The organism is Pseudomonas oryzihabitans NBRC 102199 (assembly GCF_000730625.1).
Taxonomy (GTDB): domain Bacteria; phylum Pseudomonadota; class Gammaproteobacteria; order Pseudomonadales; family Pseudomonadaceae; genus Chryseomonas; species Chryseomonas oryzihabitans.
The window spans coordinates 22,749-45,588 of the sequence record NZ_BBIT01000020.1 but is presented as its reverse complement, the minus strand read 5'-3'; the positions used below and the strand labels follow the sequence as shown (position 1 = coordinate 45,588).

The window sequence follows — 22,840 nt, the reverse complement described above, 5'->3', positions numbered from 1 at the left end:
GCCATGCACAGTCCCCCCGCCTGCCCTCCGGCAGCACCCGCCATGAACACCTTCGAGCGTTACCTCAGCCTCTGGGTCGCGCTCTGCATCCTCGCCGGCATCGCCCTTGGCCAGCTGGCTCCGGGCCTGTTCCGCGCTATCGGCCGGATCGAGGTGGCCCAGGTCAATCTGCCGGTCGGCCTGCTGATCTGGATCATGATCGTGCCGATGCTGCTCAAGGTGGATTTCGGTGCCCTCGGCCAGGTGCGCCAGCACTGGCGCGGGATCGGCGTCACCCTGTTCGTCAACTGGGCGGTCAAGCCCTTCTCCATGGCGCTGCTCGCCTGGCTGTTCATTCGCGAGCTCTTCGCGCCCTGGCTGCCGACGGAGCAGCTGGACAGCTACATCGCCGGGCTCATCCTGCTGGCAGCGGCGCCCTGCACCGCCATGGTCTTCGTCTGGAGTCGACTCACCCAGGGCGATCCGCTGTTCACCCTGTCCCAGGTCGCGCTGAACGACACCCTGATGGTCTTCGCCTTCGCCCCCATCGTCGACCTGTTGCTGGGCCTGTCGTCGATCACGGTGCCCTGGGCCACGCTGCTGCTCTCGGTGGTCCTCTATCTGGTGCTGCCGGTGATCCTCGCCCAGCTCTGGCGTCGCGCGCTGCTGCGCCAGGGTCAGGCCGCCTTCGACCGCACCCTGGCCCGTCTCGGCCCTCTCTCGATGGCCGCCCTGCTGGCGACCCTGGTGCTGCTGTTCGCCTTCCAGGGCGAGGCCATCCTGGCGCAGCCGCTGGTGATCGCCCTGCTGGCCGTGCCCATCCTGATCCAGGTGCTGTTCAATTCGGCCCTGGCCTACTGGCTGAATCGCCTGGTGGGCGAGAGCCACAGCGTGGCCTGTCCCTCGGCGCTGATCGGCGCCAGCAACTTCTTCGAGCTGGCGGTGGCCGCCGCCATCAGCCTGTTCGGCTTCCACTCGGGCGCCGCCCTGGCTACCGTGGTGGGCGTCCTTATCGAGGTACCGCTGATGCTGCTGGTCGTGCGCCTGGTGAACGGCTCGCGTGGCTGGTACGAACGGGGTGCCCCTTCCCACCGTCGAGACCGTCCATGACCAGCACCATCACGATCTACCACAACCCCGCCTGCGGCACCTCGCGCAACGTGCTGGGCCTGATTCGCAACAGCGGCGTCGAGCCGACGGTCATCCACTACCTGGAAACACCGCCCGACCGGGCGCAGCTGGAGCGGCTGATCGCCGACCTGGGCATGCCGGTGCGCGAGCTGCTGCGCCAGAAGGGTACGCCCTACGCCGAGCTGGGCCTGGACGATCCGCGGCTGGATGACGCGGCCCTGATCGCCGCCATGCTGCAGCATCCCCTGCTGATCAATCGACCCATCGTGGTGACCCCCCTGGGTACCCGCCTCTGCCGGCCCTCGGAACGGGTACTGGAGATCCTGCCCGAGCCGCAGCGCGGTCCCTTCGTCAAGGAGGATGGCGAGGTGGTGGTTCCCTCTGCGGCGCCGCGCGGCTGATCGGGGCCGCCATGCGCGACATCGCCCGCGATAAGGACAGCGCCTGGCAGGTCTTCCTGATCTTCCTGCGCCTGGGCTGCACCAGCTTTGGCGGCCCCATCGCCCACCTCGGCTACTTCCGCCAGACCTTCGTCACGCGGCGCCAGTGGCTGGACGAAGCCGCCTATGCCGAGCTGGTCGCGCTCTGCCAGCTGCTGCCCGGCCCGACCAGCAGTCAGGTCGGCATGGCCCTGGGCCTGGGGCGTGCCGGTGGCTGGGGTCTGCTGGCGGCCTGGCTGGGTTTCACCCTGCCCTCCGCCCTGCTGCTGATCCTGTTCGCCCTGGGCCTCGCCCACTTTCCGGGATTGGCCGACTCGGGCGCGGTGCATGGGCTCAAGGTCTTTGCCGTGGCGGTGGTGGCCCAGGCGGTCTGGAGCATGGGCCGCAGCCTCTGCCCGGATACCTCGCGCCGCATCCTGGCGCTGGTCGCCGCCGGCCTGGCGCTCTGGCTGCCCGGTTCGGTGGGCCAGCTGCTGGGCCTGGGTCTGGCCGCCCTGGTCGGACGCCTGGCCCTGGCGCCCGCCGCCACGCCGCCGGCCCCGAGCCTGCAAACGGGACTCTCCCGGCGCCTGGGTGTCGTCGCACTGCTGCTGTTCCTGCTGCCGCTGCTGCTCTTACCCGTCTGGGACAACCTGGCCGCGGGTGTCTATCGCACCGGCGCCCTGGTGTTCGGCGGTGGCCACGTGGTGCTGCCGCTGCTGCAGGCGGTGGTGGTGCCCAGCGGCCTGGTCAGCGACAGCCAGGTCATGGCCGGCTACGGCCTGGCCCAGGCGGTGCCCGGACCGCTATTCACCTTTGCCGCCTACCTGGGGGCCCTAGTGCCCGCGGCCCTGCCCGCCTGGCTCAATGGCCTGTTCTGGACCCTGCTGATCTTTCTGCCCGGCGCCCTGCTGCTGCTCGCGGCCCTGCCCTTCTGGCAGTCGCTGCGCCAGCACCCCGGCTGGCAACGCCTGCTGACCGGACTCAACGCCGGGGTGGTCGGTCTGCTGCTCGCGGCGCTCTACGATCCGGTGTGGACGGGGGCGATCCGCAGCCTGACGGATGTCGTCCTGGCGGCCCTGGCCCTGGCGCTGCTCTTGCGCACCCGCTGGTCACCGGTGCTGATCGCGCTGCTGGTCGCCTTAATCGTCTGCCTATTGAACTTTTAGCGCACTACCGTTTAGCGGCATCCCACTAGTGGCCCGATGAAATTGCGGCGTGGTTCGCTGTAGCTCCGTGGAAAGCTAGGCACTGTCGGCGTGACGTTCAGCTGTGTGAAACGTCTTGCCCTGCGCGAGAACGTGTCCAGCGAGCGCAAGGCCTGACATGCATTAAGGATGACCGCAATGACCTACAAGAATCCCCTGGACTCCGCTGCCCCCCTGTTCACCGCCGCCGCCACCACCAAGGCGCCGCTGACCGCCGCCCCCGCCAAGCCGGCCGGCATCTCTGACGGCGTCACCTACTACGCCTTCCAGAGCCAGCCGCGGCTGACCCTCGACATCAATACCGCGCCCGAATACGTCGGCTTCGCCAAGACCTTCGATGCCAAGGGCCCCCACTACGCGGCGGCTTCGACCCTGAACGAACTGAACCTGACCGGTCACTGGGAAGGCCAGCTGACGCGCCTCGACGGTCATACCCGCGGCGCCACCGCCAGCGACGGCACCCTGGATTCGAGCATCACCAAGCTCACCGTCAGCCTCACCGACACCGCTGACAACCAGTTCCACGAAGGCGACATCATCACCCTCAACAACTTCGACGGCCTGCAGACCTTCGACGGCTCCAAGTCCACCGCCGGCCTGTCGATCGACTTCCTCAATGGCTACGAGCACGGCCTGGATCACCTCTATTCCAGCCAGAGCGCCTTCCTCAAGAGCGTGACCACCGGCAGTGGCAACGACCTGCTCCAGGTCAGCACCATCGCCGCGCCGGAACTCGACAGCGTGGCCGCCCTGAGCAACTGCCGGGTCAAGACCCTTACCGTCGACAGCGGCGCCGGCAACGACCAGATCGGCGCCCATATCCAGCAGGCCGACATCGTCATCAAGGCCGGTGCCGGCAACGATTTCGTCGACCTGCTGTTCACCGAAGGGGTGGCTGCCCACAACGCCACGGTACGCGGCAACTATGGCCATGGCGCCACCGTCACCCTGGGTGAAGGCCGAGACACCCTCAGCCTGCTCACCTCCAGCCTGGTCAACTTCGACGATTCCAATAGCGCCGCCGCCAATCGCTCCCTGGCCGCCAACCACGTGACCGTGACCGACTACAACGCCAAGGACGACCAGATCGTCTTCGGCTCCTCGCTGTTCGTGGATTCGGCGGTCACCACCGTGGCGGATGCCACACTCAAGGGCGCGACCAGCCTCTATGCCGCCCTGCAGCAGGTGGTCCAGAACACCACCGGCGACGCGCACGCTGCGGTCTTCCACTATGGCAAGGACACCTACGTCTTCCATGACGGCAGTGACCGCGGCCAGATCGACGCCTCGGACTCCTTGATCCAGCTGGTGGGTACGCACGACCTCACCGACGTGGCCTCCACCGTCGCCGCTGGCGAGCGCGGCATCGGCAACTGGGGCTGATCCCCTACGCTGCCCTGCCCCTTCCACGGGCAGGGCAGCGAGCGCTGGCTCCCAGCCCTGACCTCTCAGGGGCACTAGCCGGACGCATCCGGGGTCTGTCTAACCACACCCACCCCGCGTGCAAGAGGAAACCGAGATGAAGATCCTGATGGTCCTGACCTCCCATGACCAGCTCGGCGACACCGGCAAGAAAACCGGCTTCTGGCTGGAAGAATTCGCCGCCCCCTACTACGTCTTCAAGGACGCCGGTGCCGAGATCACCCTGGCCTCCCCCGCCGGCGGCCAACCGCCGCTGGATCCCAAGAGCGACGCCCCCGACGCCCAGACCGAGTCCACCGAACGCTTCAAGAACGATCCCGAAGCGCAGAAGGCCCTGGCCAGCACCGTCAAGCTCGCCGAGGTGCAGGCCGAGGACTACGACAGCGTCTTCTATCCCGGCGGCCACGGCCCGCTTTGGGACCTCGCCGAATCCCCCGACTCCATCGCCCTGCTCGAAGCCTTCGCCCAGGCCAACAAGCCCTTCGGCCTGGTCTGCCACGCGCCCGGCGTACTGCGCCACGTCAAGGCCGCCGACGGCACCCCGCTGGTCAAGGGCCGCACCGTCACCGGCTTCACCAACAGCGAAGAAGCCGGCGTGCAACTCACCGACGTGGTGCCCTTCCTGGTGGAAGACGAACTGAAGAAGCTCGGCGCCCGCTACGAAAAGGGCCCGGACTGGGGCGAGTTCGTGGTCGAGGACGGCAACCTGGTCACCGGCCAGAATCCGGCCAGCTCGGAAGCCGCGGCGGACGCCTTGCTGACCAAGCTGGGTTAAGAACTGCGCACCTGAAAAAGCCCGCCAACTGGCGGGCTTTTTACTGCGCCCCGCCAACGCCTGCGCACGGCAGTTTTCCGCGCGGCGCCCCCGCTCTGCTGCCCAGGTGCCACTAGTCGTAAAGATTGCAGAATTCCTGGCGCCAGCCGACAGCCTCTCATGAGCGCAGCCTTAGCCCTGCGCCGCCCAGGCTGGAAAGGATATTCCGTGCAAGCTATTACCTGGTCGTATTTTCAGAGCCCTGCCCGATGAAGAGACTCCTGCTCGGCGTGCGCGCCCTGATGTCCGTGCCCAAGGACAATCCTGGCCTGATCAAGGCGCAATACCTCGCGCTGTCGCGCCAGCTGCCGATGATGTACTTCATCCTGCTGACCAACACCCTGATGCTGGCCGGCACCCACTATGCCGTGGCGCCACGCTGGCTGGTGCTCTATTGCCCGCTGGTCATGACGCTGTTCGGCGTGGTCCGCGCGGCCGAATGGTTCCGCACGCGCAATCAGCCGCGCAGTCCGACGCAGATGCTCACGGCCCTGAAGCGCACCAACCGGCTCGCGCCCTTCGTGGCCTCGGCCTTCACCGCCTGGGCGCTGGCGCTGTTTCCCTATGGCGACAGCTACACCCAGGCGCATGTGGGCTTCTACATGGCGATCACCGTGATCGGCTGCATCTTCTGCATGATGCACCTGCTGCCCGCGGCCCTGGCCACCACCGCCGTGGTCAACACCGCCTTCGTGGTGTTCTTCGCCTCCACCACCATCAGCACCTTCGTGGCCACGGCGATCGACGTCCTGCTGGTGTCCATCGCCATGCTGGTCATCCTCAAGGCGCAGTACGGCGACTTCACCCGCCTGGTGAACATGCAGGCGCAGACGGCGAAACTCAGCGAGGAAAATCTCAAGCTGGCCAACCAGGACAGCCTGACCGGCCTCGCCAATCGGCGGCAATTCTTCTCCCGCCTCGATACGCTGCTGGCCGACGCGCGTACGCAGGGGACCCGCCTGGCCGTGGGCCTGATCGACCTGGACGGCTTCAAGCCGGTCAACGATCTCTATGGCCATAGCGTGGGCGACCGACTGCTCTGTCAGGTCGGCCAGCGCCTGAGCAGGCTGCTGGGTGAGGACGTCCACCTGGCCCGCCTGGGTGGCGACGAATTCAGCCTGATCATCACCGGGGTCCTGAACGATGAGCAGCTGCGGGCGTTTGGCGAAAGGGTCTGCGCCAGTCTGCGCGAGCCCTTCCTGCTGGTGGACCTGCCCATCCAGATCAGTGGCTCGCTGGGCCTCGCGACCTTTCCCGACCAGGCCTTTTCCGCCACGGACGTCTATGAATACGCCGACTACGCCCTGTACCAGAGCAAGCGCCACCGCCCGGGCACGGCCTGCCTGTTCAGCACCGCCCATCGCCAGCAGCTCAATCGCGAAGGCCTGACCGAACAAGCCCTGCGCCGGGCCGACCTGGAGCGCGAGTTCTACATGGTCTTCCAGCCCATCGTGGACATCCGCAGCAAGCAGACCGTGGCCTTCGAGGCCCTCGCCCGCTGGGACAGCCCGGAGCTGGGCAACGTCCCGCCGGGCGATTTCATCGCCACCGCCGAGCGCGTTGGCATGGTCAATCGCCTTACCCTGCCGCTGCTGAACAAAGCCTTGAACGCGGCCGCACGCTGGCCTGCAGGCATCCGCCTGGCCTTCAACCTCTCCGCCCACGACTGTGCCTCCGAGGAAGCCGCCCAGCAGATCGTCGAACTGATCAAGCACAGCCCGTTCGACCCGGCCTGCCTCGACCTGGAAATCACCGAAACCGCCGCCATCCAGGACCTGCCCCAGACCCAGCGCGCCATCAGCCGCTTTCGCGAACTGGGCTGCGGCATCTCCCTCGACGACTTCGGCACCGGCTATTCCAGCCTGAGCCAGATCCACGCCCTACCCCTGACCAAACTCAAGGTGGACCGCACCTTCGTCACCAATCTCCACCTCGACCCGGCCAGCTTCAAGATCGTCAAATCCCTGATCGCCCTGTGCCAGGACATGCAGCTGGAATGCATCGTGGAAGGCGTGGAGACCGCTGCGGAACTGGGTGCGCTGAAGAATCTAGGCTGTACCAGGGCGCAGGGGTATCTGTTCGCCAAGCCTATGCGGGCGAGTGAGATTAGGGGTTGGTTGGAGGGGGAGCATTTGGCTGAGGTGTTGGCGGTTTGACTTGTCGAGAGGGCGAGGTGCGATAGGCGCTTATGTCTCTGCAGTAACCATTAATCGAGTCAGCCCTCCGTCACGGCTGTAATCCTACAAACTCCGCCGCGCTTCTATTTACCAACAGCGAAGAAGCTGGCGGGCAATCCACCGATGTGGTGGTCTTCCCTCGCGGAAGACCAACTCAAAACACTCGGCGTTCCTAGAAAAAGGGTCAGGACTGGAGCTAATGCGTGGTCGAGTACGGCAACCTGATAATGGGAAAAAATCCGGCAGGCCGGAAACGCCGGTAGATATGTTGTTGACGATGTTTATTAGCTAGCTTCGGATAGGAAAATCTACTAAATGGTAGACATTCTCATGACCAAGCTATTTCCTAAACGCTTATGCCCCTGGCTTTAGGCTCTGGCTTGCCCGGAATCGTCCAACTTGAAGCACTCCTTCAACCGTTCCACAGTCCAGCGCCATTTGGGCGTAGTTGGACGGCAAATGGTGTTTTGATTACCGAACAGTCCGATCTCTTTTACGGCCTCATTGAGCGGCAGACTATGTAGCCATTCAACGGGGACGAAATACTCGCAGCGCTCAGGATCATCTACCAACTCGCGATGATAGTTAGCCTGCAGTACCTCCAAAGCTAAGCGTTCCTCGCCGTCGTGCAATACGCGGAAGTCACTCGCAGGAGCGGCATGACCTACCACTCTTGCAACACCCACATAGCCCGTGCCCGGCACGTTGACCCACAATCGATCTCCGGGCGCGACCATCTTGAGGCTATTGCTATACCAGCTACCGCCGCCGCCACAGACGAAGCCGTAGTGCCGTGCTTCGGACCAAGAACGACTCTGGTCATGTCCGAAGGAACAGTAGAATTCACCATTCCAGGGTTCAGATAGCGCACCAGGCTTAGCAGAGCTACTCGCCTGAGGCGCATCGACGGGATCGAACAACCAGGCGCGACTGATCAGTTGCTGCTCACCCAGTTGGAACACTTGGAAGCACAGTACGTTGATGGCGATATCCCGCTCACTCAGGTAGCCGACGATACGCTCGCTACTGGCATCCAGCTCAGCCGCAACGATGACGATCTGATGACTTTGATTCAGCACCTCGGCATCTAGAGGAGCGCCAAAATGCGCTTGGAAATCAGCTGCCAGGTTGGCTCCAGGCTTGAAGCGTTGGTAGATGGCCTCGATCTCATTGGCCTGCAGCCGCTCTACCCAAACGGCATAGTCCAACGCCTGGGCCACCACCTCCCGCGGGGTACGGTCACGTTTGAGTTCGATCAGCACCAGCGAGGCATCCGGCGCCAGCGCCAACAGGTCGATTCGCCCGCCCTGGCCGGTGCTCTCCTGCCGACCGATCAGCAGCCAGTCCTCAGATAGCAATGCCGGGGCGCTCACGATCATGTTTTCGAGAAACTGCTCGCTGGGCAGTATCGCGCTCTTGAGCGGCGCGGGTTGCACACCGACGGTCCAGATTTGGGTACGGATAGGCATCCCTGCACTCCTGGTGGTTAGGCTACGGCCTGCTCGACCAAGGCATCAGCCAACTGTACTTGTATCTGACGGGCTTGGTTGAGAAGGGCCTTGAGTTGATCGCATAAAGTCATTAGTTGATCGAATTTAGCGACAATGCGGTGTTGTTCGGCGAGAGGCGGAAGCGCAAGCGGCAAATTAAGCATCTGCTCACGAGAGACGTTTTTCATAGAGCTGCTGGTACCACCAGCAACCTGGCTATAATAGGCTCTAGCCAATGGAGCACTATTCACCAAGTTTACATAACGCCGATCACAGAGCGAAGTCAGCTTTAGCCGGATGATCTTGTCACTAAGCATAAGCCGTGGCAGCGTATTCTCAACCACCACCTCTAGCAACAAGCTCGGTTGTATTTGCACGAGAAACGAGAAAATCACCCTCAACCACTTGATATTCAGGGCGAGCATTTAGGTTGACCGGTAAAGCCTTATTTTCTTCAGGCCGGAAAACGCCCCATGACACCGCACTAACTTTAAGCACCCCCCATTCATCATCTTCCCTAGGTCTCGATTCACAGTTAGGGCTCCAACCAGCACCACTTTCAATAACTTGACTTCCTAAACGAGTCCACTCCCAGCCAGCAGGTAGATCAATTTTTTTTAACTCGTCACTAATCTCTATTATTGGCTTCTGTTTTTTGATCTCACCCTCAGCCAACAGCCTCGATTTTTCCTTAGCAATGCGCTTAAGCAACTCACTGGCCGGCTCATCATTAGGATCTTGCGGCACCAATTTTCCCATCACCGCCAGTTGCAATAGGTTTTGCTTCAGGGCATCGATACTCGATTCGGTTATGAACAGGGTATGGAAGTGTTCGGCCAGGCGCTGCCAGCTTTGCGCAAAGTCCTCGGCATCGCGGGCCTGGGTCAGGCTGTCCAGCAGCGTCTGCACCAGTTGGGCATGGGCGCTGTCGGCATCGGCCTGACGGGCTTCCAGCCGGTCGCACAGAGCCATCAGCTCATCGACTTTGGCGACGATGCGGTGTTGTTCGGCTTCGGGGGGGAAAGGTATTAGGAATTGAGACAGCTTCCCGATGCTGAGGCCTTCACGCGAAACCCCTACCTGCACATCCATAACGGTCTGCTGGACCAGTTGCGAGACCAGCACCACATGAAGGAACGGCTGAGTGTTGCTTGAAACTGGCCGGATAATAGTTACGTGCTGACTAACGTTACCTGTATCAAAGTTAGAAGGAACTGCGGCACAGCGCCCAATGGACGCGCCTGTGATATTGAAGAGCAGGTCACCTGCTTCAACATGTGTTCCTGACATTTTTTGGTGTGTCGCTTCAGGTATGAAAGCAACGTCATTAAGACGAAGTCCTTCATTCCAAACGTTCTGAGATCGAAGGAATTTGACCCCCTTAGCCACGTAAGCCTGCTTCCCGCCTAATGGAGTGCTACCGGCCCCAATTTTCTGGAGCAGAGAATCAAGCCTTACCCACTCCCAATCAGTGGGTATGACGAATGGCTTTTCTTGGTCCGCAATCTTCGCCAGCGGCTTCTGCTTCCTGATCTTGCTCTCTGCCACCAACCGCGCCTTTTGTTCAGCGATGCGCTTCAGCAACTCACTGGCCGGCTCATCATTCGGATCTTGCGGCACCAACTTTCCGCGCACGGCCAGCTCCAGAATCAGTTCGCGCAGCTTTTTGATGCCATTGGGCGCGCCGGCCAGCAGTGGCAGGTTGTCGGTGAGCAAGGCGGTCATGCACAAGCCTCCAAGGTGAACGATTTCCGAGAGGCGGCAATGTGCACATTTTGCACATTGCCCGAAATTTGAACGGCTAAGAATTTTTTTGTAGTTGCACTTTTTGCAACAACTGGAGAACCGTTGTGAACAGCAAGCTCCACGCTGTAACGCCATTGCTGACTCATGCCCGCTCCAGCGCCTCGGCCAGCACGGCCTTGAGCTGGTCCCGCAAGGCGTCGATTTCACCTTGCAACTGGGCATAGTCACGCAGCAGCTCGTCCGGGTCGTGGCTGATCTGCTCACCGACGTGCGGGTTCTTGCAGTCCAGGTTCCAGTTGCGGGCTTTCAGCTCTTCGAAGCCGACCTTCCAGGCGAACTCATTCTCCACCCGCGCGGCAAAGCCATCGGCTTCACTGCCCCACCAAGCCTCCTCGACGGCGAACTCCTCGATGCGCATGGGCTTGGTCTTGGAGTAGCTCTTATAGCCCGCCGGATATTGGTGCTCGTAGAACCAGACGTCCTTGGTAGGCGTGCCCTTGGTGAAGAACAGCAGATTGGTCTTGATGCCGGTGTAGGGGTTGAACACGCCATTGGGCAGGCGAACGATGCTGTGCAGGTTGCATTCGGTGAGCAGTTTTTCCTTGATGCGGCTCTTGATGCCTTCACCGAAGAGGAAGCCATCCGGTAGCACCACGGCCGCACGGCCACCGTCCTTGAGCAGATGCATGATCAGCACCAGAAAGAGGTCGGCCGTCTCACGCGTACGGAAGGCCTGGGGGAAGTTGGTTTCGATACCATCCTCTTCCATACCGCCGAAGGGTGGGTTGGCGACGATGCAGTCGACTCGTTCACCAGGGCCCCAACTGATCAGTGGACGTGCCAGGGTGTTGTCATGCTTGATCTGGCTGGGCACCTCAATGCCATGCAGGATCATATTGGTGGTGGCGAGCAGATGTGGCAGCGGCTTCTTTTCCACGCCGAAGATACTGGCCTGCAAGGCGCGCTCGTCTTCGGCGGTGTTCACATAGCGGCTACGTTTATGTTCGATGGTGCAGGTGTCTGTGCAGATCCCAGCCGGCCTTGCCAATCGCGGGGGAAATGAACTTGCTGCAGATATCCCTTTCGGAAAGCGCTTTCTTATCCATGCTTCAGCCTTACGCGAAATCGAACGGCCGTCCTTTGCCAGAGCGGACAGCGAAAGTAACAGGTGCGGCGATCCTTTCTGCGGACAACTCAACACCACACCTAATGCGATGCTGGTCACAATATCTATCCAATCGCCGTCTGGTAAAGGATTGAAAGACTATCAGTCTCGCGGGAAGAACCTCGAGCTCTAGACCAACTTTCCTGGACCTAGCCAGCCGCGAGCGTGCTAAAAAGCGCTGACAACCTCAAAACAATAAGGCCCGGATACGATCCGGGCCTTATTGTTTGCCGCACAAGCTAGAACCAGGGCTTACTGGCTCTAGCCATCACTCCCACTCAATCGTCGCCGGCGGCTTGCTCGAGACGTCGTAGGTGACGCGGGAGATGCCGTCGATTTCGTTGATGATGCGGTTGGAGACCTTTTCCAGCAGCTCATAGGGCAGATGGGCCCAGCGGGCGGTCATGAAGTCGATGGTTTCCACCGCGCGCAGGGCGACGACCCAGGCGTAGCGGCGGCCATCGCCGACCACGCCGACGGATTTCACCGGCTGGAAGACAACGAAGGCCTGGCTGACCTTGTGGTACCAGTCGGCCTTGCGCAGCTCGGTGATGAAGATGTCGTCGGCGCGACGCAGCAGGTCGGCGTACTCCTTCTTCACTTCGCCGAGGATACGCACACCCAGGCCCGGGCCCGGGAAGGGGTGGCGGTAGACCATGTCATAGGGCAGGCCCAGCTCCAGGCCGATCTTGCGCACCTCGTCCTTGAACAGTTCGCGCAGCGGCTCGACCAGCTTGAGGTTCATCTCCTCGGGCAGGCCGCCGACGTTGTGGTGGGACTTGATGACGTGGGCCTTGCCGGTCTTGGCGCCGGCCGACTCGATGACGTCGGGGTAGATGGTGCCCTGGGCCAGGAACTTGATGTTGTCGAGCTTGCTGGCTTCGGCGTCGAAGACGTCGATGAAGGTGCGGCCGATGATCTTGCGCTTCTTCTCCGGGTCGGCTTCGCCTTCCAGGTTGGTCAGGAAGCGCTGCTCGGAGTTGGAACGGATCACCTTGACGCCCATGTTCTCGGCGAACATGGCCATCACCTGGTCACCCTCGTGCAGGCGCAGCAGGCCGTTGTCGACGAAGACGCAGGTCAGCTGGTCGCCGATGGCCTTGTGCAGCAGGGCCGCGACCACGGAGGAGTCGACGCCGCCGGAGAGGCCCAGCAGCACGTTGGCGCTGCCGACCTGGGCGCGCACCTGGGCGATGGCGTCCTCGACGATGTTGGCCGGGGTCCAGAGGGCTTCGCAGCCGCAGATGTCCTTGAGGAAGCGCGAGAGGATGCGCCCGCCCTGCTTGGTGTGGGTCACCTCGGGGTGGAACTGCACGCCGTACCAGCCGCGCTCGTCGTCACCCATGGCGGCGATGGCGCAGCTGGGGGTGCTGGCGACGATGTGGAAGCCGTCCGGCAGCTTGCCGACCTTGTCGCCATGGCTCATCCAGACGTCCAGACCGAGCACGCCGTCGTCGTCGATGTGGTCTTCGATGCCTTCGAGCAGGCGGCTCTTGCCGACCACATCGACCTTGGCGTAGCCGAATTCACGGATGTTGGAGCCTTCGACCTTGCCGCCGAGCTGCTCGGCCATGGTCTGCATGCCGTAGCAGATGCCGAACAGGGGCACGCCCAGGTCGAACACGGCCTTGGGTGCGCGGGGGCTGCCTGCCTCATGGACCGACTCGGGACCACCGGCGAGGATGATGCCGCGCGGAGCGAAGGCACGGATGTCGGCGTCGTCCATGTCGAAGGGGTGCAGCTCGCAATAGACGCCCAGTTCGCGCACGCGGCGGGCGATGAGCTGGGTGTACTGGGAGCCGAAGTCGAGGATGAGAATGCGGTGGGCGTGGATGTCTTGGGACATGGCCAGGTCTCGATAGCGCTAGGTTCAGACGATTCGGGGCTGTCTAGACAGCCCCGAATCGCAACGTAGAAACAGGTTGGAAATCAGCCCACGCGGTAGTTGGGCGCTTCCTTGGTGATCTGTACGTCGTGGACGTGGGATTCGGCCATGCCGGCGCCGGTGATGCGCACGAACTGCGGCTTGGTACGCATCTGCTCGACGGTGGCGCAACCGGTGTAGCCCATGGAGGCACGCAGGCCACCCATCAGCTGGTGGATGATCGCCGCCAGCGGGCCCTTGTAGGGGACGCGCCCTTCGATGCCTTCGGGAACCAGCTTCTCGGCGCCGGAGGCGGAATCCTGGAAGTAGCGGTCGCTGGAGCCCTGGGTCTGGGACATGGCGCCCAGGGAGCCCATGCCACGGTAGGACTTGTAGGAGCGGCCCTGGAACAGCTCGACCTCGCCCGGGGCCTCTTCGGTACCGGCGAACATGGAGCCCATCATCACGCAGTAGCCACCGGCGACGATGGCCTTGGACAGGTCACCGGAGAAGCGGATGCCGCCGTCGGCGATCAGCGGGACGCCGGTGCCTTCGAGGGCGGCGGCGACGTTGGCGATGGCGGAGATCTGCGGCACGCCGACACCGGCGACGATGCGGGTGGTGCAGATGGAGCCCGGGCCGATGCCGACCTTGACCGCGTCGGCGCCGGCGTCAGCCAAGGCCTTGGCGGCTTCGGCGGTGGCGATGTTGCCGCCGATGACCTGGACCTGCGGATAGGTCTCCTTGACCCAGCGCACGCGCTCGATCACGCCCTTGGAGTGACCGTGGGCGGTGTCGACCACGATGACGTCGACGCCGGCGGCGACCAGGGCGGCCACGCGCTCGGGGGTCTCGGCACCGGTACCGACGGCTGCGCCGACGCGCAGGCTACCGGCGTCGTCCTTGCTGGCGTTGGGGTAGGCCTTGGCCTTTTCGATGTCCTTGACGGTCATCATGCCCTTGAGGGCGAAGGCTTCGTCGACGATCAACACCTTCTCGATGCGGTGCTTGTGCAGCAGCTCGCGGACTTCCTGCTTGTCGGCGCCTTCGCGCACGGTGACCAGGCGATCCTTGGGGGTCATGACTTCGCGCACCGGCACGTCGAGACGGGTCTCGAAGCGCACGTCGCGGGAGGTGACGATACCGACCAGGTCACGACCGGACAGCACAGGAACGCCGGAGATGTTGTGCATACGGGTCAGGTCGAACAGGTCGCGCACGCTGGCGTCGGCGTCGATGGTGATGGGGTCCTTCACCACGCCGGCCTCGAAGCGCTTGACCTTGCGGACTTCCGCGGCCTGCTGCTCGACGGTCATGTTCTTGTGGATGATGCCGATGCCGCCTTCCTGGGCCATGGCGATGGCCAGACGGGACTCGGTCACGGTGTCCATGGCGGCGGACACCAGGGGAATGTTCAGCTCGATGCCACGGGTCAGGCGGGTCTTGAGACTGACGTCTTTCGGCAGGACATCCGAATAGCCGGGGATGAGGAGAACGTCGTCGAACGTCAGGGCTTCTTGGCTGATGCGCAGCATGGCGGGCGCTCCCGGGCGGGAAAATTTAGGAGCGCGACATTATACCTGCGCTTGGGGATGGGCGGCAACGGACCTGGACACCAACGGTAAGAGGATTCGATTTACGTGAGAATGACTATCAACATAGAATCGCCGCCACTTTCCCCGCCCCTCTCGAGATCGCCCTTGAACACGCCGCCCAGAGCCCTTCGCCGTTTCGCGCCCTTCGCCTTCAGCACCCTGGCCCTGGCGACCAGTTCGGGCCTCCTGGCCGCGGAAAACGCCAGCCTCGCGCCCATGGACATTTCCGCCCCGGCTACCGAGGCCGACCAGGGCTATCGCGCGACCCGGGCCTCGACCGCGAGCAAGAGCGATGTGCCGATCAAGGAAGAGGCGCAGTCGGTGCAGACCGTGACTCCGCAGCTGATCCAGGACTACGAGGTGCGGACCCTGGACGATGCCTCGAAATTCGTCAGCGGCGTGACCCAGAGCAACACCCTGGCCGGGACCAAGGATGCCTTCGTCAAACGCGGCTTCGGCACCAACGCCGACGGCTCCATCTTCCGCGACGGGGTGCGCTCGAATCTGTCGCACAACTTCGACGCCACCGCCGAGCGCGTGGAAGTCCTGAAGGGCCCCGCCTCTCTGCTCTATGGCGCCCTGGAGCCCGGCGGCCTGATCAACGTGGTCAGCAAACAACCGCAGTATCAACAGCGCACCACTTTGAGCGGCTCGGCCTACAGCGAAGGCGGCGGCAATCTCGGCGTCGACACCACCGGTCCCCTGGGCGACAGCGGCTTCGCCTATCGGCTGATCGCCGAACGGCAGAGCGAGGACTACTGGCGCAACTACGGGGTGGATCAGCACACCCTGGTGGCGCCGTCGCTGTCCTGGACCGGCGAGCGCGCCAGCCTGACCCTGGCCTATTCCTACAACGATTACACCGGCCCGGTGGATCGGGGGACGGTGTTCGTCAATGGGCATCCGGCTGACATCGATTATGACAAGCGGTTGGACGAGAAATGGGCCTCTACGAGCGGTATCACCGAGACCGCCAGTGCGCGCTACGAGTATCAGCTCAGCGATGACTGGAAGACCCGTTTGACCTATGCCTGGAACAACGACCGCTATGGGCTTTCGTTCGCTCAGCCGCAAACGTCCAATCAACTGGCGACCACTGGCCAGCTGAATCGCCAGGCGAATGGCGGGCACTATGACTATGAGACCAAGTACGCCAGCTGGGACTTTGTCGGTCGCCAGGAGCTGTTCGGCCAACGGCACGATCTGCTGGTCGGTGTCGACCACGAAGACAACAATCAGGTGCGTGGCAAGACCTACCGCAACACGGGCACCACACCGAGTTTCAACATCTTCAATCCCAGCTATGGTCGCCTGGCTGCGCCCAGCCGGGTCGATCCCGCGACCAGCGATCTGGTCAGCGAACTGGAATCCACCTCGCTCTACGTCAAGGACAACTGGCATCTGAACGATCGCTGGATCCTGGTACTGGGCGGTCGCTATCAGCACTTCGACCAGTACGGTCGCGTGGGCACCGGCAGCAGCCGTCGCGAAACCCTGGATCGCCAGGACAACGCCCTGCTGCCGCTGGCCGGTGTCGTGTTCCAGGCCACCGATACGCTGTCGCTCTACGGCAACTACAGCCGCTCCTTTGTCCCGAACACCCAGGACGGCTCCGGCAATACCTTCGATCCGGAGGAAGGCCGTAGCTACGAAGTGGGGGCCAAGTATGACCTCGCACCCGGGCTCAATCTGAACGTGGCGCTCTATGACATTGAAAAGACCAATGTCGTGGTACCGACGGGTAGGCTCAATGTCAGCGAAGCCGCCGGCAAGGTCGGCTCGCGTGGCGTGGAGGTGGATCTCACCGGTCGCCTGGCCGAGCGCTGGGACGTCGTCGCCACCTATGCCTACGATCACACCGAGGTGCTCGACGATCCCAGCAACGAGGGCAATCGCCTGACGCAGGCGCCCAAGCACAGCGGCAGCCTCTACCTGACCCACCACCTGCTGGTGCCGTCCAACCTGGGTGGCTGGCACCTCGGCGGTGGCGCGCGCTACGTCGGCGAGCGGGCCGGCGATGCGGCCAACAGCTTCTACATGAGCAGCTACACCGTGGCCGACGCCTTCCTACGCTGGGACCTGCCGGTGACCGGCTACCAGACCCGCCTGCAGCTCAACGTCGACAACCTGTTCGACAAGCAGTACTACCCGTCGAGCGCCAACAGCCCGCTGCAGGTGGCCGTAGGCGAGCCGCGGACGGCGCGGCTGAGTGCCATGGTGAGCTTCTGATCCAGGGAATACGTCTACCTCTTAGCCCTCAGCGTGCGAAACAGGCCGAGGGCTGAGAGGTGCGATGCCCCCTTCCGGCAACGTCTTTCAGCGCCAACGAATGAGGCATGGTTCACTGACGGGGCGTGGAAAGGCAGGCACTGTCCAGCCCACGTTCGTTTGTTCAAGTCGTTTGCTCTTCTGAGCAAGTTCAGCGAGCGCTCAACCTGACTTTCACCAAGGATGAACGCCATGACTGCCAAGCAACATCCGCTAGACGCTGACCAGACCCTCTCCAATCCTTCCGCCGCCTTTGCCAGGGCAGCCCAGGCCGCCGTACCCGCCACGCCGGCCGGTACCTTCGATGGCGTCAGCTACTACGCCTTCCAGAACCAGCCGCGCCTTACCCTCGACATCAACGCCGCCGCGGCCAAGGTCGGTTTCGCCAAGACCTTCGACGCCAACGGTCCGCACTACACGGCAGGCTCCACACTGAATGAAGTGAACCTCATCGGTCACTACGAAGAGCAACGAACGCTCCTGGATGGCCATACCCGCGGCACCACACCGGGAGACACCTCGCTGGATTCGAGCATTGCCAAGTTGACCGTCAGCCTCACCGATGTGCCCACCAATGACCTCAACCTGTGGTCTCACGTCGACCTGAGCAACTTCGACGGGCTGCAGACGTTCGACGGCTCCCAGTCCACCGTCGGCCTGTTCATCGACCTGACCAATGCCTACAGAAGCGATGGCCCCGACGTGCGTAGCGAGAGCGCCTTTCTCAAGACGGTAACGACTGGCAGCGCGGGCGATTTTCTCTATGTCAGCACCATCGCCGCAGCGGAGTTGGACAGCGTCGCCGCGCTCGGCAATTCCAGGGTGAAGCCGTTGACGATAGACACGGGTGCCGGTGGGGACGATATCTCGGCCTACATCCAGCAGGCCGATATGGTAATCAACGCCGGTGCGGGTGGAGACTCCATCGACCTGTCCATCGAAAAGGGCGGCGCGGCGCACAATGCCACCGTAAGGGGCAACTACGGTCACGGCGCTACCATCACCCTGGGTGAAGGCCGGGACTACCTCATCGTCGACACCCTGGGCAACGGCACGTTGGCCAACTTCGATGGCAGCAGCAGCGCCGCCGCCAATCGCTCTCTGGCGGCCAACCACGTCACGATTACCGACTACCAGGCCAGTGAAGACCAGCTCATCTTCGGTTTTTCGATCCAGAAACCCGAGGCGGTCACCACGGTGGCGGATGCGGCTCTGAAGGGCGCCACCAGCCTGTACGGCGCACTGCAACAGGTGGCGCAATCCATGGCCTACAACGAGCGTGCCGCGGTCTTTCACTATGGCTCGGACACCTACGTTCTGCATAACGTGGGCGATACCGGTCAGATCGACGCCGCCGATTCGCTGATCCAACTGGTGGGCATCCAGGATCTGCAGGACGTGGCCGGTACGGTGTCCGCCGGTCCGCGCGGCATCGGCAGCTAGGGCCCGGCACCCGGCCGCGGGATCCCTGCCTGCCCAGACGTTGGGGTCCCGTGGCTTTCGCGCGATCTGGCGGCTCGGAACAATGGAGGCGACAGCACCGCCGAGAGCGGGCGAAGAAAATCGCCCTGAGCCGGAAAGAGGCAATGGACAGCGGATGTCAGCCAGGTGCTGATGCTCTATCCTAGCCGCCCCGCCACGGGGCCTCGGCCCGCCTGGCGGGCCTCTTTCCGTCTTCAGCCAGTCCCCCTCATGCTCGATCGCCGCACCCTTCTGCACTTCGCCACCGGTACCGTCCTGCTCGCCGGCCTGTCCGGTCGGGTGTTCGCGCGTGCAGCGGTCGTTGATGGCGACTTTCCGCGGCAGGTGGAGCATGTGGTGGGCAGCACCCTGATCCCGCGCCAACCCCAGCGGGTGGCCGTGATCTCCACCGGCCAGCTGGACGCCGCCCTGAGCCTGGGCGTGATCCCGGCGGGCACCACCCGGGTGGACAATCGCGAACTGGCGCCAGGCTATCTGCGCACCGCCCTCGCCAGCCGCGCGCAGGAGCTGGAGGCCATGGTCGATCTGGGCAGTCGTCAGGCACCGGATCTGGAAGCCCTGGCGCGCCTGGCTCCGGATCTGATCGTGCTCAATCGCACCGTGCTCAAGGCCGGCGGTCTGGAGCTGTTCTCGCGCATCGCCCCCACGGTGGTGGCGCGCGGCACCGGCGGCAACTGGCGACCGGATTTCCTGCTGCTGGCCGATGCCCTGGGCCGCCGGCAGCAGGCCGAGCGCCTGCTGGCGGACCTGGATCTCGAGCTGGCCGGCCTGGCGCAGCGCTTCGGCGCCCAGCCACCCTCCGCCTCCCTGCTGTTTTCCAGCGGCGCTAGACTGCGCCTGATGGGCGCGGATTCCTTTGCCGGCGGGCTGCTGCAGGCGATGGGCATGACCAGTCCGGCGGCGCAGCGCTTCAAGGGCACCTCGCGGGATGTCAGCGCCGAGTTGCTGGACCTGGCCGACGCCGACTGGCTGTTCTATGCCGAGCAGGGCACCGCCCTGGCCAGCCTGGCGCGACAGCCGCTGTGGCCTCGACTCACTGCGGTGAGCCAGTCCCGAGCCATCCGCGTGGACACCGACGCCTTCTATCTCAACGCCGGCCCCCTCGCCGCGCGCCAGGTGATCAGCACGGTCGCCGGCGCCCTGGGGGTGACATGACCGCATCGGCCCGCCCCGCGCCTCTGGCGCAACGAGCATCCGCGGCCCGCGGTGGCCTGGTGCTGGTCCTGTTGCTGATCGTGCTGGCGCTGGCGGTGGTGGCGAGTCTGGGCATAGGGGCGCGGTCGCTGTCGGCGGCGCAGATCCTGCACCTGCTCGTCGCGCCCGATGACTCTACCGACGCCGTGGTGCTCTGGCAGCTGCGCCTGCCGCGCACCCTGCTCGGGTTGCTGGTGGGCGCCGCCCTGGGCCTGGCCGGTGCCCTGATGCAGGCGCTGACGCGCAATCCGCTGGCCGATCCCGGATTGCTGGGGATCAATGCCGGGGCGGCCTTCGCCGTGGTGGCCGGGTTGTCGCTGGTGGGGCTGGACGATGCCCCGACGCGCCTGGCCTGTGCCCTGCTGGGAGCGGCCCTGGCCGCCGGCCTGGTCTATCTGCTCGGTGGCAGTGCCCCGGCCCGTGGTCAGCCCATACGGTTGATCCTGGCCGGTATCGCCCTCAGCGCCAGCCTCAACGCCTGCACCGGCATCATCACCCTGTTCGACAGCGCGGTGTTCGACAGCTACCGCTTCTGGGCGGTGGGCGCCCTGAGCGGCCAGACGCCGGGCGGCGCCCTCGGCATCCTGCCGTTGCTGCTGATCGGCCTGGCGCTGGGTCTGCCCCTGGGCAGCCGTCTCAATGCCCTGGCCCTGGGCGACGACCTGGGTCGCGCCCTGGGCGCCCGACCGGGGCAACTGCGGCTGCTGGCCTTCGTCGCCATCGTGCTGCTGTGCGGCGCCGCCACCGCGGTGGCCGGACCCATCGGCTTTCTCGGCCTGGTGGTGCCCCATGCCCTGCGCCTGCTGGTGGGCGCCGACTGGCGCTGGATCCTGGCCCTGGCGCCCCTGGCCGGCGCCAATCTGCTGTTGCTGGCCGATACCCTGGGCCGCCGCGTGGCCCTGCCGGGCGAGCTGGAAGCCGGGATCGTCTGCGCCCTGCTCGGTACCCCGGTGCTGCTCGCGCTGATCATCCGTTCCGCCCGGCGGGTGCGCCCTTGAGTCGTCATCGCTTCGCTCCCCGCCGCTCGGCGCGCTTCAAGGCCTGCCTGTTGCTGCTTCTGCTGGCGGCCATCGGCATCTGCGCCCTGACCCTCACCGGTGGCGCCTTCGCCCCGGCGCCGCACCGGGTGGCGGTCACCCTGCTCGGTCGGGGCGATGCCCTGGCCAGTCTGATCCTGCTGGATCTGCGCCTGCCGCGGCTGCTGGCGGCCTTTGGCGTCGGCGCCGCCCTGGGCGCCAGCGGCGCCATCTTCCAGCGCCTGGCGCGCAATCCCCTGGCCAGTCCGGACCTGGTGGGCTTCACCGTCGGCTCGGCCAGTGGCGCCCTGATCACCCTGCTCTGGCTGCAACTGGGCGGCGCGGCGCTGATGCTGGGTGCCCTCGGCGGCGGGCTGCTGGCCGCGGTACTGGTAGCCGGCCTCGCGGCCCTGGCCGGGATCCGCGGCGAGCGGATGATCCTGCTGGGCATCGCCGTCAGCGCCCTGCTCGCCTCGCTCAACGAATACCTGCTGACCCGCGCCGAACTGGACGAAGCCCAGGAGGCTCGGCTCTGGCTGTTCGGCAGCCTGGACATGCTGACCTGGAGTCGCACCCTGACCCTGCTCGCCGGCTGCCTGCTGCTCCTGCCGCTGGCCGCCTGGCTGGCGCGGCGGTTGCGCCTGCTGGAGCTGGGCGACGACCTGGCCCGGGCCCTGGGCCTGGCCGTGCTGCCCAGCCAGAATCTGCTGCTGGCGGTTGCCGTGGCCCTGGCCGCCCTGGCCATCGCCACCGCCGGTCCCATCGGCTTCGTCGCCCTGGCGGCGCCCCAGCTGGCCCGGCGCCTGACCCGCAGCGCCGATCTCGGCATCCTCGCTCCCGCCCTGCTCGGCGCCTGTCTCACCGCCCTGGCCGACCTGCTGGCCCAGCGGCTGCTGGCGCCCTTCCAGATTCCGGTCGGCTTGCTGACCGGCGCCCTGGGTGGCCTCTATCTGATCTTTTTGCTGAGCCGCGAATGGCGGCGGACCTCATGAGCCAAGACGCCCCTTCCAGTCGCCTCGCCGCCCACGGTCTCACCGTCGGCTACGGCGGCCAGCCGATCTGCGCCGACCTCGATGTGCGGCTGCCCGATGGCCGCTTCACCGTCATCATCGGCCCCAACGGCTGTGGCAAGTCGACCCTGCTGCGCAGTCTGGCGCGGCTGATCCGTCCCCGTGCCGGCGAGGTGCGCCTGGACGGCCGGCTGATCCAGGACCTGCCGACCCGCGAGGTGGCCCGTCGCATCGGCCTGCTGCCGCAGAGCGCGGTGGCGCCGGACGACATCCTGGTCAGCGACCTGGTGGCGCGCGGTCGGCACCCGCATCGCCAGGCCTTCGCCGGCTGGACCGATGCCGACGAGCGCGCGGTGCAGCACGCCCTGGAAGCCACCAACACCCTGGAGCTGGCCGAGCGGGCGGTGGACAGTCTGTCCGGCGGCCAGCGCCAGCGCGTCTGGATCGCCCTGGCACTGGCCCAGGAGACCCCGCTGCTGCTGCTCGACGAACCCACCACCTTTCTCGACATCGCCCACCAGGTGGAGCTGATGGAGCTGCTCTGCCGCCTCAACCGCGAAGGCGGCCGCACCCTGGTGGCGGTGCTGCACGACCTCAACCAGGCCTGCCGCTACGCCGACCACATCATCGCCCTGCGCGCCGGCCGCATCCTCGCCGAGGGCCCGCCGGCGGAGATCGTCACCCCCGAGCTGATCGAGGCGCTGTACGGCCTCAAATGCGCAGTGATCGAGAATCCCCTGGCGGGTACGCCGCTGGTGATTCCCTATTAGACGCAGGCCCCGGAAAACGCTGCGCGGTTTTCCAGGCTATCGCTAGGGTGGACAAGGGCACAGCTTCGTCCACCGTTGCGCCCCATCTTG

General features: G+C 64.6%; 18 protein-coding genes and 1 pseudogene. 12 read left to right on the top strand and 7 right to left on the bottom strand.

Going from position 1 to position 22,840, the window contains the following annotated elements:
• The first annotated feature begins 42 nt into the window (after positions 1 to 42).
• The 6 genes from arsB (at position 43) to POR01S_RS19850 (ending at position 7,129) form a co-directional block, all read left to right on the top strand.
• Positions 43 to 1,089: an ACR3 family arsenite efflux transporter gene (gene arsB, locus POR01S_RS19875; RefSeq protein ID WP_042137905.1), complete on the top strand. Its 1,047-nt coding sequence runs from the start codon at positions 43 to 45 to the stop codon at positions 1,087 to 1,089.
• Positions 1,086 to 1,511 carry an arsenate reductase (glutaredoxin) gene (gene arsC / locus POR01S_RS19870; protein WP_042137903.1) on the top strand — a complete coding sequence of 142 codons (426 nt, stop codon included), beginning with the start codon at positions 1,086 to 1,088 and terminating at the stop codon, positions 1,509 to 1,511. The genes arsB and arsC overlap by 4 nt, the downstream gene beginning before the upstream one ends.
• An 11-nt stretch (positions 1,512 to 1,522) precedes the next feature.
• A complete protein-coding gene (gene chrA, locus POR01S_RS19865) occupies positions 1,523 to 2,698 on the top strand; it encodes a chromate efflux transporter (RefSeq protein WP_042137902.1) in 1,176 nt (391 codons plus the stop codon).
• Between the two features lie 177 nt (positions 2,699 to 2,875).
• Positions 2,876 to 4,120, top strand: coding sequence for a hypothetical protein (locus tag POR01S_RS19860; RefSeq protein ID WP_042137899.1), 1,245 nt, complete (start codon positions 2,876 to 2,878; stop codon positions 4,118 to 4,120).
• Between the two features lie 136 nt (positions 4,121 to 4,256).
• A complete protein-coding gene (locus POR01S_RS19855) occupies positions 4,257 to 4,934 on the top strand; it encodes a type 1 glutamine amidotransferase domain-containing protein (RefSeq protein ID WP_042137897.1) in 678 nt (225 codons plus the stop codon).
• Positions 4,935 to 5,182: 248 nt separating this feature from the next.
• Positions 5,183 to 7,129: a putative bifunctional diguanylate cyclase/phosphodiesterase gene (locus tag POR01S_RS19850; RefSeq protein ID WP_042137896.1), complete on the top strand. Its 1,947-nt coding sequence runs from the start codon at positions 5,183 to 5,185 to the stop codon at positions 7,127 to 7,129.
• A gap of 389 nt (positions 7,130 to 7,518) precedes the next feature.
• Here the strand turns inward: POR01S_RS19850 and POR01S_RS19845 are convergent, their stop codons facing one another.
• The 7 genes and pseudogenes from POR01S_RS19845 to guaB form a co-directional block, all read right to left on the bottom strand.
• The gene (locus POR01S_RS19845; RefSeq protein ID WP_042137895.1) at positions 7,519 to 8,619 is read right to left on the bottom strand and encodes a DUF8606 domain-containing protein; all 1,101 of its coding nucleotides are present in this window, start codon (positions 8,617 to 8,619) and stop codon (positions 7,519 to 7,521) included.
• A 17-nt stretch (positions 8,620 to 8,636) separates the two neighbouring features.
• Positions 8,637 to 8,804, bottom strand: coding sequence for a hypothetical protein (locus POR01S_RS24055; RefSeq protein WP_420893626.1), 168 nt, complete (start codon positions 8,802 to 8,804; stop codon positions 8,637 to 8,639).
• 172 nt (positions 8,805 to 8,976) lie between these two features.
• Positions 8,977 to 10,365, bottom strand: a complete 1,389-nt coding sequence (locus tag POR01S_RS23525) for a restriction endonuclease subunit S (RefSeq protein WP_255211845.1) — start codon at positions 10,363 to 10,365, stop codon at positions 8,977 to 8,979.
• Positions 10,362 to 10,532, bottom strand: coding sequence for a hypothetical protein (locus POR01S_RS23745; RefSeq protein WP_156045043.1), 171 nt, complete (start codon positions 10,530 to 10,532; stop codon positions 10,362 to 10,364). The genes POR01S_RS23525 and POR01S_RS23745 overlap by 4 nt, the downstream gene beginning before the upstream one ends.
• Positions 10,529 to 11,404 (bottom strand): annotated as a pseudogene (locus POR01S_RS19830) (N-6 DNA methylase); the annotation flags it as partial. The pseudogene POR01S_RS19830 and the gene POR01S_RS23745, both read right to left, overlap by 4 nt.
• Positions 11,405 to 11,819: 415 nt before the next feature.
• Positions 11,820 to 13,397, bottom strand: a complete 1,578-nt coding sequence (gene guaA / locus POR01S_RS19825) for a glutamine-hydrolyzing GMP synthase (protein WP_027598294.1) — start codon at positions 13,395 to 13,397, stop codon at positions 11,820 to 11,822.
• Positions 13,398 to 13,480: 83 nt separating this feature from the next.
• On the bottom strand, positions 13,481 to 14,950 hold the full coding sequence (gene guaB, locus POR01S_RS19820) for an IMP dehydrogenase (RefSeq protein ID WP_007160653.1): 1,470 nt from the start codon (positions 14,948 to 14,950) through the stop codon (positions 13,481 to 13,483).
• Between the two features lie 165 nt (positions 14,951 to 15,115).
• Between guaB and POR01S_RS19815 the strand changes: the two genes are divergently transcribed.
• The 6 genes from POR01S_RS19815 (at position 15,116) to POR01S_RS19790 (ending at position 22,750) form a co-directional block, all read left to right on the top strand.
• Positions 15,116 to 17,239, top strand: a complete 2,124-nt coding sequence (locus tag POR01S_RS19815) for a TonB-dependent siderophore receptor (RefSeq protein WP_042137892.1) — start codon at positions 15,116 to 15,118, stop codon at positions 17,237 to 17,239.
• 231 nt (positions 17,240 to 17,470) lie between these two features.
• On the top strand, positions 17,471 to 18,721 hold the full coding sequence (locus POR01S_RS19810) for a hypothetical protein (RefSeq protein ID WP_042137890.1): 1,251 nt from the start codon (positions 17,471 to 17,473) through the stop codon (positions 18,719 to 18,721).
• Between the two features lie 249 nt (positions 18,722 to 18,970).
• Positions 18,971 to 19,915 (top strand): ABC transporter substrate-binding protein, encoded by a 945-nt coding sequence (locus POR01S_RS19805; RefSeq protein WP_052382682.1) that lies wholly within the window; start codon positions 18,971 to 18,973, stop codon positions 19,913 to 19,915.
• A gap of 59 nt (positions 19,916 to 19,974) precedes the next feature.
• Complete coding sequence (locus tag POR01S_RS19800; RefSeq protein WP_027601517.1) at positions 19,975 to 20,952, top strand: FecCD family ABC transporter permease; 978 nt, start codon at positions 19,975 to 19,977, stop codon at positions 20,950 to 20,952.
• Positions 20,949 to 21,962, top strand: a complete 1,014-nt coding sequence (locus tag POR01S_RS19795; protein WP_027598299.1) for a FecCD family ABC transporter permease — start codon at positions 20,949 to 20,951, stop codon at positions 21,960 to 21,962. The genes POR01S_RS19800 and POR01S_RS19795 overlap by 4 nt, the downstream gene beginning before the upstream one ends.
• Positions 21,944 to 22,750 carry an ABC transporter ATP-binding protein gene (locus tag POR01S_RS19790; RefSeq protein ID WP_042137888.1) on the top strand — a complete coding sequence of 269 codons (807 nt, stop codon included), beginning with the start codon at positions 21,944 to 21,946 and terminating at the stop codon, positions 22,748 to 22,750. Before POR01S_RS19795 ends, POR01S_RS19790 begins: the two co-directional genes overlap by 19 nt.
• Positions 22,751 to 22,840: the final 90 nt, after the last annotated feature.